Origin of the sequence: Methylacidiphilum infernorum V4 (assembly GCF_000019665.1) — a bacterium.
GTDB lineage: Bacteria > Verrucomicrobiota > Verrucomicrobiia > Methylacidiphilales > Methylacidiphilaceae > Methylacidiphilum > Methylacidiphilum infernorum.
Map to the genome: position 1 here is coordinate 583829 of NC_010794.1, position 16098 is coordinate 599926.

General features: G+C 47.9%; 15 protein-coding genes. 7 read left to right on the forward strand and 8 right to left on the reverse strand.

Annotated elements, in window-relative coordinates:
• Window positions 1-6: 6 nt before the first annotated feature.
• The 3 genes from MINF_RS02645 to MINF_RS02655 form a co-directional block, all read right to left on the reverse strand.
• Window positions 7-1392: a HAMP domain-containing sensor histidine kinase gene (locus MINF_RS02645; protein WP_012462941.1), complete on the reverse strand. Its 1386-nt coding sequence runs from the start codon at window positions 1390-1392 to the stop codon at window positions 7-9.
• Between the two features lie 30 nt (window positions 1393-1422).
• Entirely contained in the window at window positions 1423-2094 is a 672-nt protein-coding gene (locus MINF_RS02650; protein WP_048810437.1) for a response regulator transcription factor, read from the reverse strand.
• A gap of 136 nt (window positions 2095-2230) precedes the next feature.
• Window positions 2231-3319, reverse strand: coding sequence for a pyridoxal-phosphate-dependent aminotransferase family protein (locus MINF_RS02655; RefSeq protein WP_048810072.1), 1089 nt, complete (start codon window positions 3317-3319; stop codon window positions 2231-2233).
• Window positions 3320-3431: 112 nt separating this feature from the next.
• Between MINF_RS02655 and MINF_RS02660 the strand changes: the two genes are divergently transcribed.
• From MINF_RS02660 to MINF_RS02690, 6 genes are all read left to right on the forward strand, one after another.
• Window positions 3432-4145 carry a hypothetical protein gene (locus MINF_RS02660; RefSeq protein ID WP_238523529.1) on the forward strand — a complete coding sequence of 238 codons (714 nt, stop codon included), beginning with the start codon at window positions 3432-3434 and terminating at the stop codon, window positions 4143-4145.
• 42 nt (window positions 4146-4187) lie between these two features.
• Entirely contained in the window at window positions 4188-5252 is a 1065-nt protein-coding gene (locus MINF_RS02665; protein WP_079200408.1) for an NADH:flavin oxidoreductase/NADH oxidase, read from the forward strand.
• A gap of 62 nt (window positions 5253-5314) precedes the next feature.
• A complete protein-coding gene (gene rpe / locus MINF_RS02670; protein WP_012462946.1) occupies window positions 5315-6022 on the forward strand; it encodes a ribulose-phosphate 3-epimerase in 708 nt (235 codons plus the stop codon).
• Between the two features lie 48 nt (window positions 6023-6070).
• On the forward strand, window positions 6071-7486 hold the full coding sequence (locus tag MINF_RS02675) for a bifunctional 2-methylcitrate dehydratase/aconitate hydratase (RefSeq protein WP_012462947.1): 1416 nt from the start codon (window positions 6071-6073) through the stop codon (window positions 7484-7486).
• 494 nt (window positions 7487-7980) lie between these two features.
• On the forward strand, window positions 7981-9390 hold the full coding sequence (locus tag MINF_RS02685) for a selenium-binding protein SBP56-related protein (RefSeq protein ID WP_012462950.1): 1410 nt from the start codon (window positions 7981-7983) through the stop codon (window positions 9388-9390).
• On the forward strand, window positions 9387-10004 hold the full coding sequence (locus tag MINF_RS02690; protein ID WP_012462951.1) for a hypothetical protein: 618 nt from the start codon (window positions 9387-9389) through the stop codon (window positions 10002-10004). Before MINF_RS02685 ends, MINF_RS02690 begins: the two co-directional genes overlap by 4 nt.
• On the opposite strand, the gene MINF_RS02695 is transcribed toward MINF_RS02690, so the two are convergent.
• From MINF_RS02695 to MINF_RS02715, 5 genes are all read right to left on the reverse strand, one after another.
• Complete coding sequence (locus MINF_RS02695) at window positions 10001-10618, reverse strand: MIP/aquaporin family protein (protein ID WP_048810074.1); 618 nt, start codon at window positions 10616-10618, stop codon at window positions 10001-10003. The two genes, MINF_RS02690 and MINF_RS02695, sit on opposite strands and share 4 nt — an antisense overlap.
• Window positions 10619-10712: 94 nt before the next feature.
• A complete protein-coding gene (locus MINF_RS02700) occupies window positions 10713-12128 on the reverse strand; it encodes an alkaline phosphatase D family protein (protein ID WP_012462953.1) in 1416 nt (471 codons plus the stop codon).
• A gap of 70 nt (window positions 12129-12198) precedes the next feature.
• Window positions 12199-12543 carry a hypothetical protein gene (locus tag MINF_RS02705; protein ID WP_012462954.1) on the reverse strand — a complete coding sequence of 115 codons (345 nt, stop codon included), beginning with the start codon at window positions 12541-12543 and terminating at the stop codon, window positions 12199-12201.
• 313 nt (window positions 12544-12856) lie between these two features.
• The gene (gene dinB, locus MINF_RS02710) at window positions 12857-13954 is read right to left on the reverse strand and encodes a DNA polymerase IV (protein ID WP_012462956.1); all 1098 of its coding nucleotides are present in this window, start codon (window positions 13952-13954) and stop codon (window positions 12857-12859) included.
• 37 nt (window positions 13955-13991) lie between these two features.
• Window positions 13992-14738 carry a sulfite exporter TauE/SafE family protein gene (locus MINF_RS02715; RefSeq protein ID WP_048810075.1) on the reverse strand — a complete coding sequence of 249 codons (747 nt, stop codon included), beginning with the start codon at window positions 14736-14738 and terminating at the stop codon, window positions 13992-13994.
• A gap of 342 nt (window positions 14739-15080) precedes the next feature.
• On the opposite strand from MINF_RS02715, the gene MINF_RS02720 reads away from it, so the two are divergent.
• On the forward strand, window positions 15081-16058 hold the full coding sequence (locus MINF_RS02720) for a CapA family protein (RefSeq protein WP_048810076.1): 978 nt from the start codon (window positions 15081-15083) through the stop codon (window positions 16056-16058).
• Window positions 16059-16098 lie beyond the last annotated feature (40 nt).

Sequence of the window (16098 nt, forward strand, 5' to 3'; positions counted from 1 at the left end):
ATTCCGCTACGGCTTTTTTGGCCGAGGAGGGTTGGGGCTTAGGGGTAGCAGAAGGGTAATTTGGTTTAAGCCCCTTTCATCGACATCGTACCGGATTTCTCCTTTATGAGCGCTAACGATTTCCCTGCATAGGTTTAAGCCTAGTCCATGGCCGGCGATACCGTTGCCGATCGCGTTTTGTCCCCGGTAAAATCTTTCAAAAATATTCTTTCTTTCTTCTGCGGGGACAACAGGACCACTGTTGGATACTTGGATAAGGCAGTGGCCGGTAGGGGTGAGCCTTAATTTTACCTCTATGAACCCCTTGGAAGTGTTGTATTGGATGGCATTATCAAAAATGTTCCAGAGTAGCCTCCGGATAAGATCCTCGTCGGCGTAGAGGGAGCCGACATCGGCTAGGTCCTTTTCGATTGTAATTTCTTTTTCGGCGGCGAGAATGGCCGCGTCTTCAAGAATCTCGATTAGAACTTGACCGATGGACAGTTGTGTCGGTTTGAGTAAAGAACTATCCCGATCCAGGTTGGAAAGGAAAAGAAGGGTTTGGGTGAGCGAACTGAGCGTTTGAACCTGTTCGTAAAGGTTGAGGAATGTTTTTTCTGTTTGAAGGTCTACATCCGAGCGTTGAAGGGCGGATTCGAGTTCGTTTTTGAGAATGGTCAGCGGGGTTTTAAGCTCGTGGGATGCATCGGCCGTCAACCGGATTTCTCTTTGGAAAGCTTCTTCGAGCCTTGCGAGCATTTCATTGAGAATGTTCAGTAGCCTTTTGAGGTCTGGATCTTGAGTGGGTATCGAAATTCTCTGGTGTAAAGCGGAAGCCCTGAGCTGTTCGAGTATCGAAGCAAGATGGCGAATGGGCAGAAGGGCTTTTCTGGATATCCACCATCCTCCCAGGGTGGCAAGAAGGAGGGCGAAGGGGGCGGAAAGAAAGTAGGCATGGGAAGCTTCAAGGAGGATTTCGTAAAGGGAAGCCATGTTTTTCCCCAGGGCGAGCCGATACCCGTTTTTTTGGGTGTAAAAGATCCGGTAGAGGCTACGATTAAGCTTTTCGTAGAAGAAACTTTCAAGGGGATGGCCGACGAAAAGGTCTTTGTCTTTCAAAAGAAGAGATTTGTAAAGAGGGGCTTTCTCTGCCGGGGCAAACTCCAAGATCGAGCTTTCTTCGAAGTTTCCAAAGTTTTGTGAAAGGCCTTGTTGGGCTGTTAAAGAAAGGTTTTGGTTTTCCGCCAAGAGGTTGAAAAACTCAAGAGAGTCCGATTTAAGTTCCCGGTCCGTATTTTCAATAAGCTCCCTATAGAGCACGAGCCCTGTGACCAACCCGGAAGAGAGCAAGGCCAAGGCAACAAGAAAGGCCGTCCACAAGGCTATTCTCCAACGTAAAGGGAGGCTTTTCATTTAAAAAAGGCCGCCTAAAAAGACTTTGTTTCAAAGAGCTTCAATCTTGTATCCTACCCCTCTAACGGTTTGAATCAATTTTTGTTCTTCTCCTTCATCGATCTTTTTGCGTAGTTTTTGGATGTAGACGTCGACAAGGTTGGTCCCGGGGTCAAAATGGTAGTTCCAGACGCGTTCACATACTTGGGTTCGGGTAAAAACCCTTCCCGGCGTCCTCATGAGCAACTCGAGGATGGAAAATTCTTTGGCCGTCAGTTCTATTTTCTTTTGGCCACGAAAAACCTCCCGGGTGAGCAGATTGAGGGTTAAATTGCCTACCTTGTAAACCGAAAGTCCTATCCCTGCCGTTCTCCGGATGAGCGCCCTAAGCCTGGCTACCAGTTCATCCATAGAAAAGGGCTTGGGAAGGTAGTCATCCGCCCCGCTATTCAACCCCTCGATTTTATCGCGGGTTTCGCTCCTTGCACTCAATAGGAGGATGGGAAGAGAGATCCCACGCTCCCTCAAGGACCGGAGAACGCTTATGCCGTCGGGACCGGGAAGCATGATATCCAGGACCGCTGCATCATAGGGAGTAGCAAGCATCATGAGCAAGGCTTCGTCTCCACGACTGCAACAATCGACCGTAAACCCCTCTTCTTCCAGGGCCCTTGAAATGAACCGAGCGATCTTTAATTCGTCTTCAACAACTAAAACCCGCATGCCTAAGGCTTTTCCAAAGATAAAATGAAAAGGCCTTCTTGGAAAGTCCCCAACGTACTCACAAGTGCAATACCGGCTCGAGGTATCGCTGGCTAAGGATGTTCCCCCTTGGAAGTGATCCTTCCCCGGTCTCAAGCTAGGATTTCTGGATTTCTTCTAAGCATTCATCGATATTCTCCAATAACCTGCCGATCGTTTCAGGGGTTTCATCCCCCATGTGAGAAATCCTGAAAGTTTTCCCCTTGATGCTTCCATATCCTCCATCAATCGTCACCGAAAAGCGGTTTTTAAGGAGCTGGATCAAGCGGGGTATATCGATCTGAAGGTTGTTTTTCACGCAGCTTAGGGAAATCGATTCAAATCCCTTTTTGGGAAAGAGCTCAAAGCCTCTTTTCTGTGCCCACTCCCGGGTCATCTGGGCCATGGTGAGATGCCTCTGGTAGCGGTTTTCCACCCCCTCGTTCAATATTTCAGCAAGCTTGCTTTTGAGGGCATAGAAAAGACTGATGGAAGGGGTGCTGGGAGTCATCGCCTTTTCATGATTTTTTTGAAATTCAAGAAAATCGAAGTAATAGCCTCTAGCCGGGGTTTTTTCGGCCTTGGCCATCGCCCTCTGGGAGACGGCAAAGAGAGCTCCTCCAGGGGGTAAAGCCAGGGCTTTTTGAGTTCCGGTAAGCATCACGTCGATCCCGAGTTCATCAAAGGGTATTTTGAGAACGCTGAACGAAGAGACGCAATCAACGATAAAGGAGACTTCCGGGAACTCTCTCATGACTTCGGCAATTTCAAATATCGGGTTCATCATCCCCGTGGAGGTCTCGTTGTGAATGACGGTCAGGGCGTCAAAATCCCCGCTTTTGAGTCGATTTTTCAACTCCGTCGGATCAACGGGTGTTCCCCATGGATACTGGAGCTTTTCGGCTTCTTTCCCGGAGCGCACGGCAACATCAAACCATTTGTCGGAAAAAGCGCCGTTCATGCAACAAAGCACCTTTTTCTGAGCAAGGTTTCTTAGAGCCCCTTCCATGACTCCCCAAGCCGAGCTGGTACTAAAAAACACCGGTCTTTGGGTGTAAAAAAGCTGTTGGAGAGCGGGCTGGACTTCAAGGTAAAGAGCTTGGAACTCTTTGCTTCTGTGCCCGATCATTGGACTTGCAAAAGCTTCTAAAGTTTTTTTAGATACTTCTGTAGGACCTGGAATAAAAAGTTTTATGTGCTTCGACATTTCCCCAGCATATCTGAGTTGCAAAAAAAAGCAACTCTTCGTTTCCCTTGGCTTGCTGTTGCTTCTTTTTGTTTTTTTCAGCCCGCCTTCGGCCTATTCCTCCTCTTCCTCCATGGAATTGGGGGAGAACAACTCCCCTCGATTTTTATCCGAAATCCTGAAGCGAGCCGTCTATCAAAACGAACTGATGACCAAGGCGATGCTGGGAATGCAGTACCAAGAGAAGATAGAGGTCCAGAAACTGGATTATTCGGGCAATCCCTTGAAGACCGACAGGCTGGAGTTTCTCGTGAGACCTGGGGAGGGTTTTCTTTTGTCGGCCGATCCTCGGAGCGGGACCTTGGCCATGCGTAAGCTCAGTACCCAGGAAATTCAAAAAGCACAAGCGGCCAACATGGTTTCCGACTATCTTTCGCTCAAGAACCTTCTTCCCCGGTTTGCCTTGAGTTACGAGGGAATGGGTAACTGGCATGGTCTTTCTTCCTACGTTATTCGCTTCGAGCCCAAGCCTAACCAACCTTATCAATCGAAGATAGAAAAATTAATCAATTCTATCCAGGGCAAATTGTGGATCAGCAACGAGGATTATTCTGTGCTCTACGTGGAAGGCCGCTTGCCCAAGCCCGTGGACATGGCTTGGTTCATCGCCGTCGTGGATAAGCTCGATGTCCATTATCATGCCAGGAAGGAAAAGGGCATTTGCGGACACCTGCCTTCTTTTTTCGATCTTGAATACCGGCTAAAGTATCTCCTTGGACAAACCCATGTCCGCCAAGTCATTTCGATGAAGGATTTTCAGCTCCCCCTGCCTATTGGAGGAGACTAAGGGGGGGTTAACTTGGATAATCATAAAAAGAAAGGCCCAATGATGAGCAAACTTTTTGAACCTTTTACCCTCCGCTCCGTGCGATTTAAACACCGGATTTTCCTCTCCCCGATGTGCATGTATTCAGCAGAGAATGGTTTTGTCAACGATTGGCACCTAGTCCACCTGGGAGCCCGTGCCGTCGGGGGAGTAGCCTTGGTTATGGTTGAAGCTACCGCCGTGAGTCCCGAGGGGAGAATTACCCCCTATGACTCGGGCATATGGTCGGATGAACATATCGCAGCCTTTGAGCCGATCGTCCGTTTTGTAACAAGCTGGGGTGCTGTGGCGGGTATTCAACTGGCGCATGCGGGAAGGAAAGCTTCCACAGACAAGCCGTGGCTAGGTGGAGCTCCCTTGGCTCCCGGAAAAAAAGGGTGGATTCCCCTGGCTCCAAGTCCTATTCCTTTTGACGGTCTTTCCCCTGAACCCGTGGAGATGAGTCGTAAAGAGCTCCATAAAGTAGAAGAAGATTTTGTTCGGGCAGCCCATAGAGCCTTAAAAGCGGGTTTCCAGGTTTTAGAAATCCACATGGCTCACGGCTACCTGCTCCATGAGTTCCTTTCTCCTTTGTCGAATAAGCGCAGCGATGAATTCGGGGGTAGCCTGGAAAATAGGATGAGATTTCCCCTGATTATAGCCAAAGCCCTACGATCCCAATGGCCGGAAGAACTTCCCTTGTTAGTCCGCATTTCGGCAACGGACTGGGTCAAGGGAGGATGGGACCTGGAACAGTCGATCGTTTTTTGTCGCCGCCTTAAAGAAATCGGGGTGGATCTCATCGATTGTTCAAGCGGAGGATTGGTTGCTGCCCCGATAGCCGCTATCCCCGGCTATCAAGTTCCCTTTGCCGAAGCCATTCGAAAGCAGGCGGCTATAAAGACAGCCGCTGTAGGAATGATTACCGATCCATGGCAGGCCGAAGCGATCGTTTCCCAAGAGAAAGCGGATTGTGTTTTTTTAGCCCGCGAGCTTCTTCGGGAGCCCTACTGGGTGTTGAAAGCGGCAAGGGTTCTCGGGGTGAAGACTCCATGCCCATCCCCGTATTTGAGGGCATGGACTTCATAAACGAGACAAAAGAATAAATTTTGGTTGGTAGATCAACCAGAGAACAAAGATAATAGGAAGAGATGAAAAGTATGCGAAAAGAAATTAAAATTGCCCCTTCGATTTTATCTGCTGATTTTGCCAGGCTCGAAGCTCATGCCAAGGAGGCATTGGAGGCGGGAGCGGATTGGTTGCATATCGATGTTATGGATGGCCATTTTGTCCCTAACATCACGATAGGACCCCTGATCGTTGAAGCCTTGAATCCCTTGAAGAGAGTTACCGGGACAACCCTAGATGTGCATTTAATGATTGAAAATCCCGATCGTTATATCCCCGATTTTGCAAGGGCCGGGGCAGATATTATCACGGTTCATGTCGAAACCTGCCCTCATCTGCACCGAACGGTCCAGCTGATCCATGATTTGGGGGTTAAAGCAGGGGTCACGTTGAACCCGGCAACGCCCCTGGTGACCCTTGAGGAAATACTCCCCTATGCCGATCTTTTCTTGGTCATGTCCGTTAATCCCGGCTTTGGAGGACAAGAGTATATTCCCACAAGCACAAACAAGGTGGCCAGGCTCAGGGAGATGCTCGACCGGGTAGATTCCCGGGCATGGCTTGAAATCGACGGGGGTGTAAAACCCTCTAATGCCGCCGAGATTGTGCTGGCCGGAGCGGATGTGCTGGTGGCGGGTTCAGCCGTCTTTAAAGGACAAGTCAAGGAAAATATTCTCAAGCTTAGGGAAAGCATCGAAGTAGCATTCCACGAGGATAAAGGGCGAGATTAAAAAAAAATAGTTTTCAACAACAAGTTTAAAGATAGGCTATAAATAAGTATGGAGAGGGAAGGGGAAGAGGTTCTCAGTGAAATATGCAGCTATGTACTCCGCAACAGGGAATTTAGCCTCAATGCCATTGATAATGCTTATCTTTGCTTTTGGGATTCTCTAGCCTGCCTTTTTCTTGGAGTGAAATCCGCAGAGTGCCGGCTTCGCATGGAACCTTTATTCGATGAGCCTTCGGACAGTTTTAGCTGTCTTATCCCTGGCAGCACTTTGCGGGCTAATCCGCTGGATGCCGCTTTTGCGATAAGTTGCGGACTGCGCTGGCTCGATTACAATGATGCTTGGCTTGCCCAGGAATGGGGGCATCCCTCCGATAACCTGGGCGCTATTCTTGCCTGTGCCCAGTATAGGGAAAAGAAGGAAGGGGAGAAGGTAAGCGGGCTCAACATTCTTCAGTGGATGGTTAAAGCCCACGAGATCCAGGGGGTGCTTTCTTTAAAGAACTCCCTCAATCGGTTTGGACTCGATCACGTTGTTTTTGTACGGGTGGCGTCGGCAGCCGTAGCCTCGGCGATTCTTGGAGGAGGAGAAAAAGAGGTGATGAGCGCCCTGACGAACAGTTTTGTCGATGGCGCTCCATTAAGGATATACCGGCATGCCCCGGTGACGGGTTGGAGGAAGTCTTGGGCAGCGGCCGACGCCGTGCGCAGAGCGGTATGGCTTGCTTTTATCGCCAAAAGGGGGGAAATGGCTTATCCCAACGTGCTGTCGCAGCCCCAATGGGGTTTCCCCGATGCCTTTTTGAGAGGGACCCAAGTTGTTCTCGACAGGCCCCTTTCTGATTATGTCATGGAAAATGTGCTCTTTAAAGCTTATCCGGCGGAGTATCATGCTCAAAGCGCCATAGAGGCTGCTTTAGCGCTTCGAGAGGAAGTGCTCCCCAAGCTTGAAAAGATACAGCGCATAGAAATTCATACCCAGTTGCCGGCTATCCGGATTATTCATAAGCAGGGTCCTTTGCATAATCCCGCTGATCGGGATCATTGCCTTGAATATATCGTTGCCCTAGCCCTTCTGTTTGGAAAAGTTACCCAAGAACTTTACGAAAACGATGTAGCCGCCGATCCCCGTGTTGATTACCTGAGGAAAAAAATGGTTACGGTGGAGGATAAGACTTACACTGCGGCTTATTATGACCCGGAAAAGATGGCCGTCGCCAATGCCGTACAGGTCTTTTTCGATGACGGTTCTTCAACCGATAAAAAAGAGGTCCTTTTTCCCTTGGGACATCCTCGAAGAAGGGCGGAATTTCAAAAGGTTTTACCCCTGAAGATCGAACATGCCTTAAACGGGCTTTTTTCCGAAGAAAGGAAAAAAGAGCTCCTTGATCTTTATTCAAAAAAGGAGAAGTTTTTTACCCAAAGTTCCTTGGAGCTGTGTTCTCTTTTTGTACCCGACCTCCTGTAGTTTCAAAAGCGGGGTGGTTGGCGGCCCCCCCTGGCTAAAGATTTTCCGTGGGCATATTAAAAGCTGGTCCGTGCTCTCTTTACGGACGGACATGCCTAATCAACAAAAAGAAAAGAGAGTGGATCCCCGTTTTAAAAGGGGAGTGCAAGAAGCTGATTGATCGATTCATCGGTGGATGATCGTCACCTAGGGATAGGGACTATCCGAGGATCTCGAAAATCCCACCTGAAGGGCAAGAATAAAACTTTCTTCTCACCTAAAAAAAAGCTTCTCCATTCCTACCTTCAAGTTTTTTTTCGTTTCAAAACTCCTTCATCCAGGCTAAAGGTCTTGTCGATTCCTTCAACCTTTTAAGCCACCTTCAGTTTGTCCATAAACTTGAGCAAGCTCATATAAAAAGGAGAAAAGAGAATAACTTGTTCTGTTTTTATTTATCGGGGAATATATTTAGCTATAATTGCTCATATAAAGTTAAATAAAAAAGAAAATATCCTATGAAATGGACTATTGATCCTACTTTTTATCCCTCGGCACGGATTGCCATGGAATCTCCCCCCGAAAAGCTTGCTTATGTCGTGGCCTTGAATCCTTTAGCCCTATCTGGACAAGAAAATGGTCGAGCTCGAGGAGATGTTCTTGCGGTAATCGATCTTGATCCCGAATCAAAAACTTATGGCCAGGTTGTCAACCGGCTGGAAATGCCTCATCCGGGAGATGAACTGCATCATTTTGGATGGAATGCTTGCAGTAGTTCCCTTTGTCCCCAATCACCCCATCCCCACCTGGAAAGGAGATACCTTGTCGTTCCCGGATTGAGATCTTCCCGGATCTACATCATCGACACCAAGCCCGATCCCTTCTCCCCGAAGATTGTAAAAATTATTGAACCGGAGGTGTTGAAAAAACGCACCGGCTATTCCCGGCCTCATACCGTTCACTGCGGCCCCGAGGGGATCTATGTGAGTGCTTTGGGCAGCGATCAAGGTGAAGGTCCGGGAGGAATATTCCTTTTGGATCATTTTTCTTTTGATCCCTTGGGTATGTGGGAAATAGATCGAGGTTCGCAGTACTATGCTTATGACTTCTGGTGGCACATCAACCAAGATATACTCCTTAGCAGTGAATGGGGAACGCCTCCCATGGTGGAAAACGGAGTCGTCGGTTCGCTTTTGATGGAGGGCAAGTATGGACACAGGCTCCATTTATGGGATCTGAAAAAACGCCGACACTTGCAGGAGCTTGACCTGGGTGAGGATTACCAAATGGCTCTCGAGGTCAGACCTGCGCATGACCCCAGGAAATCTTATGGATTTTTAGGAGTCGTCGTATCCCGCAAAGACCTTTCTTCCTCCGTCTGGTTGTGGTTCAAGGATAAGCAAGGTTGGCAAATCAAAAAAGTCATAGAAATTCCCGCCTTGGATGCAAGCAAGGAACTGCTCCCTCCACTCTTGCAACCATTCGGCAAGGTGCCTCCCTTGGTCACCGACATCGACCTTTCGTTGGACGATCGCTACCTTTATGTGTCTTGTTGGGGAACGGGAGAACTACGAAAATACCTGGTAGACGATCCTGGGAATCCCAAGCTTGTGGGTTGCCTTAAGATCGGAGGCATTGTCTCTGGGTTCCCTCATCCCAAAAACCCGCGGAAAGCCTTAAGCGGAGGCCCTCAAATGGTGGAAGTCAGCCGCGATGGCAAGAGAATTTATCTGACCAATTCCCTCTACTGGGCATGGGATGAACAATTTTATCCCGGCGGCATCGAGGGCTGGATGGTGAAAATCCATTCGACTCCAACAAGTTTTGAATTTGAAAAGGATTTCTTTGTCGAGTTTCCCGGACTCAGGGCCCATCAAGTCCGCCTCCAAGGAGGAGATTCCTCCACCGATTCTTTCTGTTTCCCATGAGTATCGAAGCTTTGAGTTATTACTTGGGATTAGGTTTTTTTCACGGGCTGAACCCTGCCATGGGTTGGCTTTTTGCGGTTGCCTTGGCTTTGCAACACAATAGCCTGCGTTGGATCGGCAGGGCGGTGATCGCCCTGGGTGTAGGCCATTTTTTGTCCGTCTTTTGTCTTTGCGCCGTCTTCATCCTGTTGGGAAGGACACTACCCCAGCTTTGGGTCAAAGGACTCTGTGTATCCGCCCTTTTTGGCTTTGGCGGTTATTGGCTTTTTCGGGCAAGGCATCCCCGTTGGGTAGGGATGAACGTCGGCCTAGCTGAGCTGGTTGGCTGGTCTTTCCTTATGGCTTCCGCTCATGGAGCAGGGCTGATGCTGGTGGCAGGATCGTCTCTCTGCGGAAAATCTTTTCTTCCCCTGCCTGTGCAATGGGATTCGTTAAAGCTGTTTTTCTATCCCTCGGTGATCCATTCAATAGGGTATTTTTTTACGGTATCCATCCTTGCCACCCTGGTCTTTCGGGCCGATCTTTTAGGCCTATTGTATAGAAAATGGATCAATTTTGATATCCTCTGGGCCATTTCTCTTTTTTTAGCGGGAATAGGGACGATTTTAGCTTAATGATCGGACCGATCCAGGATTTTAAAAACCCAAGCGGCGATGGCCCCACCAAGGAAGTCGGCTACTAAATATAATCCGATGTTTTTAAAAGCGCTGATACCCAAAAGAGAAATCCCCAGGGCGACGGCGGGGTTAAATACGGCCCCGGAAATATCTCCCACGGCGAAAGCTCCCACCATTACGGTCATACCGATCGCAAGCCCGTAGAAGGAATTCCCTGCCGTCCCCTTGGCCGTGGCCACGTTGAGGACTACAAACACCAGGGCAAAGCTAAAAAGAAGCTCGGCCATGAATGCCGGCAGGTAATCTATTGAGAGGGGAGAGAGCGGTGGTTTCCTGAAAAGCTTGACAAGCTCTGCCCCGCAAAGAGCCCCGGTAGATTGAGAAATGAAGTAAGGTAAAACATCTTGGGTTGGACAACGGCCACGGATCCAGACCCCCAGTGTAACGGCCGGATTGAAATGACCTCCCGATATGTGTCCCCCGGCAAAGATCATCACCATGAGGACTGAACCGATGGCTAATGGAGGTAGACCCCCGTTGCCCAGCACCGTGCAGCCGATGGTTAAAACGAGAAACAAAGTCCCGATGAATTCCGTAAGATATTTATTCATAGGAATGAGCAAAATAAAAAAGGACCAAGATTTTTACAAACAAAAGCTTATCATAACCTCTTTTTTTTTATCCCATCGAAACATTCTTGGGTCCTTACAGGGAACGAGGGATATGAATCTTCTTGAGAAGGACCCTTTGGGCTTCTCTGCTTAAGACGGTAGTCATTCCATAAAAGAAAATATCCATGCCTTCTGGACCGATATCCAGTAAGACATAGCCGCGGTGATCGGTATCGGTGAAAAGGACATGGGGATTTTGCTTGAGCAGTTCCTCTTTGCCTTCGATCTTTCCTGCAGGAGAAGAAATACCGGCGGTGCCGATTTCTAGAGCGAGCGGTTCTCCTTCGAGCAGAACCTTCCCAAAGCTGAAAATGTGGCTGTCACCACTCAAAACGATAACGTTTTTAACTTTGTTTTCCCGGATGGACCTAAGAATTTCCTTTCTTTCCCAGTCAAATCCATCCCATTGATCCAAGTTCAAGGGTTTGCCCTCCCGTTTAATTTCCATCATCATATCCCCACTGGCGATAAATTTCCAAGGGGCGTTGCTTGATTTCAATGAATCGATCAGCCATTTCCTTTGCTCGGTGCCGAGCATGGATCGGCCCAAGGCCGTTGCTTGGAGAAGGGCTTCTAAAGAAGGATGGATAGCAGGATGCCAAATGTCTTCATCCCTGTATTGCCTTCCGTCGGTCAGGAAGAGTTCGAAAAGATTGCCCACTTTTAAAGAACGGTAAAGCTTCCATTCTTTTTGTTCTCTAACGGGCAGGTATTCAAAATAGGCGGTGTAGGCTGCTTTCATCCGATCAGGATTGTAGAAGGATAGGGCCTTGCCCGCATAATCGTTTTGTACCTCGTGATCGTCCCATAGGGCAACAAGGGGAATGTTTTTGAGGGCTTCCTGGAGATCGGGATCTGTCCGGTAAAGCCTGTGTTTTGCCCGGTAAGAGTCCAGGTCAACGGCCGTTCCCACGGGGTCGGGTCTTGCACAGAAAGTGCCGTAGACGGGAAATTCATAAATCCAGTCGCCAACGTGGAGGATGCAGTCGGGATTATCTTGCGCTATAAATCGGTAAGCATTATAGAATCCAGCCCCATAGTGTTGACAACTGGCCAGGGCAATTCGAAAATTTTTAGCCTGCAGGGGTAAAGTTCTCGTTCTGCCCGTGGGACTGGCATGCCCATTCCATGACCAACGGTAATAATAGGTGGTGGCGGGTTCAAGGCCTTGAACATCCGTTTTTAAAGTGTAGTCAGTTGCCGGGGAGGTTTTAAGGCTGCCCTTTTTGACTATTTTTTTGAATTCCGGATCAAGGGCGACTTCGTAATCGACTTCCACAGAAGGAAGGGAACTTTCTATTCGGCTCCAAATAATAACGCTACCGGCCGTAGGATCTCCGCTCGATAACCCATAAGGGAAATAGTTGCCTTCGGTCTTTTCTCCAAGGAGGGAGAAAGAAAGAGTAAAAATAAAAAAAACGAAAGATCCCAGTCTTATAAAAGAGTTCATCTCTTGGAAAAACTTAAAAAAAGGGCGGGGATGGAAACGATTTTATTTGGATTATAGAGCAAATAAAGGGTTATTTGATCGTTCTTTTGCCCGTCAATCCCTTTTCCATTTCTCCTCCAACGTCTTTAAAAGACTTTTCTACTTCACGGCCGAACTTTTTTTTCTCCTTTTTTGCGGTTTTCTTTGTTTTTTTTGTTTCTCGTGCGGCGGTTGCTTTTGACCTATTTATCTTCGTTTTGGCTGTTTTTGTCGTGTCTTTTTTAGTTTGCTCGGTGCTAGAGATAGCCCCTTGAGTCTGATTTTGAGGGGATTGGGTTTGAGTAGAGGGTTGTGCTGTTTGGGCTTTTGCAGCCGTGCAAAAAGCGCAAACCCAAGCACCGGTGGCTATGAGAAGGGCTTTTTTCCATTTTTTCATAATGACCTCGAGGTTAGATTGTTGTGTAAAAATACCATAGAAGTTAACGAAGGTAAATAAGCCGTTGGAATGGGACTTTTCTTTCCCTTGGAGTTTTTAACCTGGTGGAAAGACCGGATAAAAGGTTCCTTTGATCAAATGCATTGCAAAAAAAGGCTAGGAAGCCCTTGAGGATGAAGCATGGTCTTGGGCTATACGGGGCTTAAAATTGCAAAAATTTTGTAAGCGGCAACCTTGAACGGGGACTAGGGGCTTATCGCCTTTATTTTAGGATTTGACAAACCGCTTAAAGAAGAGGATACGTTCAAGGGCTTTAACCTGTCTTGGCTGTGAGGTTGCGGAGCCCCAAGCCGATGAGCCTCAAAGCTTTTTCTTTTTTTATGTTTCTTTTGAGCAAGAGAAGCCCACAGGTGGCGATCTCTGTCGGATCATCCGTAGGGGAGGACAATGAAAATTGCCTTAAATTCGTAGAAAAATCCGAGTATCTTAGTTTTAAAAACACCGTTTTTGCAACAAGCTTTTCTTTCCTGAGGGAATCGGCAAGATCCCGGCTCAAGCTGACCAGCACTCTTTGAAGGATGGAGAAGTTTTTTATGTCCCTATCGAAAGTGATTTCTCGGCTCAGAGAACGCGGTGTTCTTTCCAACTGTAAAGGACTTTTGTCTATGCCCTGCGCGGCGTTGTAAAAGTAAGCGCCCCGTTTGCCGAATTTTTCTCTCAGGGTTTGTTCGTCGACCTTGGATAGATCGTCTATGGTAACTATGCCCATGGCATGGAATATCTTGAGTGTAGCGGGACCAACGCCGGGGATTTTTTCTACAGGCAGAGGGGCTAGGAAAGCCTTTTCATAACCAGGGGGAATAACCCGGATGCCTTGGGGTTTAGCCAGGTCACAGGCCATTTTGGCAATCAGTTTATTGCTGCCTACCCCGATGGAACTGGGTAGGCCGATCTTTGCCCCGATGGCCGCTTGGATGGCTGTGGCCGTTGTCTCCGGATCGATCGATGAGGGCACCACCAGGCAGTTTTCATCGATGGAGACTCTTTCTATCCTTTCTGAAAACCTTTTTAAAAGAGAGTACACGCTATTGGAGTACTCTTCGTAGAGGGAGGGATGGGCGGCAACGAGCATGATTCCAGGACAATGGTAAAGCGCTTGCCTTATGGGCATCCCGCTCTTCACTCCGTATTTCCTTGCCTCGTAAGAGGCGGTCATGATGACCCCTCTGCCATTTAGGCTTCCGGTGTAAACTGCCATGGGCATTTCCCTGTATTCGGGATGCCTGAGCCGTTCTACGGATACATAAAAGGCATCGAGATCCACGAAAAAAAACAAGCCATTTTTATCCCGGATTTCCGCTTGGGGAAGATCGATCCGATCGTTGATAACAACCACAATTGAAGATAGCACAAAAAGGGGCTTTCTTCCCCCCCCTGTTTTTTCCCCTTTAGCGGAGAGATCTTATGAAGAGCACCGAACCGATGAAAATGAGCCAGAAGAGAAGAAAAATACGGGCGGGTTTCTTTGGAAACACCATGCAGGCATAAGCCCCGCTTACCGCCCCAAACACTCCCCCGGCAACCATTTTGAAAATAATATTGGTATCGCTTAACCCTTGGAAAAGATGAATGCCTCCACCGATAATCGACAAAATGAGTCCAAAGGCGATATCCGTTCCCACCACGTCACTTGGACTTAGGGTCGTTAAGCTCAAGAGGAGCAGGGTGCCCAGGGCGCCTGCTCCGGAAGAAAAAGTCCCGACTTCAAAGCCGATTAAAAAAGCAAATAGGGGTAATAAAAGGGCGTACTTATTGGTTGTGGGTCGATAATCCTTTAGAGTGTACCAGAGATTGATCAAGGAGGAGACGACTATGGTCAGGCCAATCATTAGAAGGATGACAGAACGAAGATGATTGTGGCGATAGATGTTACCGAGAAGCAGGGAGCCTAAAACAACTCCTGGAATTCCTCCAATAGAAAGGTAGAATAAGGTTTTTTTTTCGATGTGCCCTTTAAAAAAATAGACTATGGAGCTGGGGATCTTGATCAGGGCCGAAAATCCTAGGGAAATCCCTACCGCTATTGACGGTTCAATACCCAGGATGATGAGCAGGGGAACGGTTATAGTCCCCCCTCCCACTCCCGTCAGTCCAATCAAAAAAGCTATAACAAAACCGATGAGGTAAAATTTCATTAATTCTCTACTATATCTATAGCGTATATTGATTATTAATTTTCCCCTGCATAGCAATTCTTTTCGGCGGGTCTAGTGATTAAGCTACTCGCTTACAGCGGTTTTTAAGTTAGATGGGTAAGAAAAGGTTCTGTTCAAAATGGCTGAAAGAAAATGAGAGATTTTAATCCACCTCTTTGGGCCATCACCGGATGGGTGAAACAAAGTTGGGCTTGGGAATTTAGACATGGTCTTCTGTAATGGGATCATTTCGTTTTTTTTTTAGGTTCTAAAAATATATCGAAAAAAAAGAAAGCTTCCTAGATCTGATATGGTAAAGCTCTTATATTTTGAAGGGTGCCGATGAGGATTATTCTGGTGGGGGATGTAATGCTGGGAAGAAAAGTTGATGAATGGTTAGAAAAGGCGGACTTTTCTTATCCATGGGGTGATCTTCTGCCTCTTTTTCGATGTGCGGATTGGAAAGGGTGTAATTTGGAGTGTGTCATGACGGATCTTGACCAACCCGAAGATCTTCCTCCCAAGATTTTTCGTTTCAGCTCAAAGCTGAAAAATATTGAAGTGCTTAAAGAGGCGGGCATAAGGGCGGTTTCGCTTGCCAACAATCATGTCCTTGACTGGGGAACAGAGGCTTTAGCGGAGATGCTGGATGGTCTTGATGCTCTAGGGATCCTGCACAGCGGGGCGGGAATGAATCGAGAGGAATGTAGGCGGCCTGCCGTTGATCATATCCATGGTTTTAAGATCGGTTTTCTTGCTTTTAGCGATAATGAACCTTCCTGGGAAGCTTCGGAAAGCAAGCCGGGTATCCACTACGTTCCCATAGAACCGAATGATCCGAGGGCAAAGTTTCTTTTTAAACTAGTCCAAAAGACGAAATCCCAGGTGGATTTCCTCATCGTTTCCGCTCATTGGGGCCCCAATTGGGGTTTTGAAGTGCCCTCCGAACACCTGGATTTCGCCCACAGGTTGATTGAAAACGGCGCGGATCTAGTCTATGGGCATTCCCCCCATGTTTTTCGGGCTGTAGAAGTTTTCCATGGGAAGGTAGTTCTCTATTCCTGTGGCGATTTCATCGATGATTACAGTGTTGATCCTTATTTTCGAAACGATTGGAGTTTTGTTTTCCTGCTGGGAATAGAGAAAGCAAAGATCGTATCTGTTCGGCTTTTCCCCGTTGTGATCAGCAATTTTCGGGCGCAAAAGGCCAAGGGCAGGGAAGCCCGGGAAATCCTAGAGAAAATGGTTTCTTTGTGTCGAGCCTTGGGGACGACGGTTCACTGGGAAAAAGAAAAGGCCTATGGCTTGATCAAGGTATAGGGCTTGGTTCAGCCGATTCTTTTCCACCCCGAGTCCATTT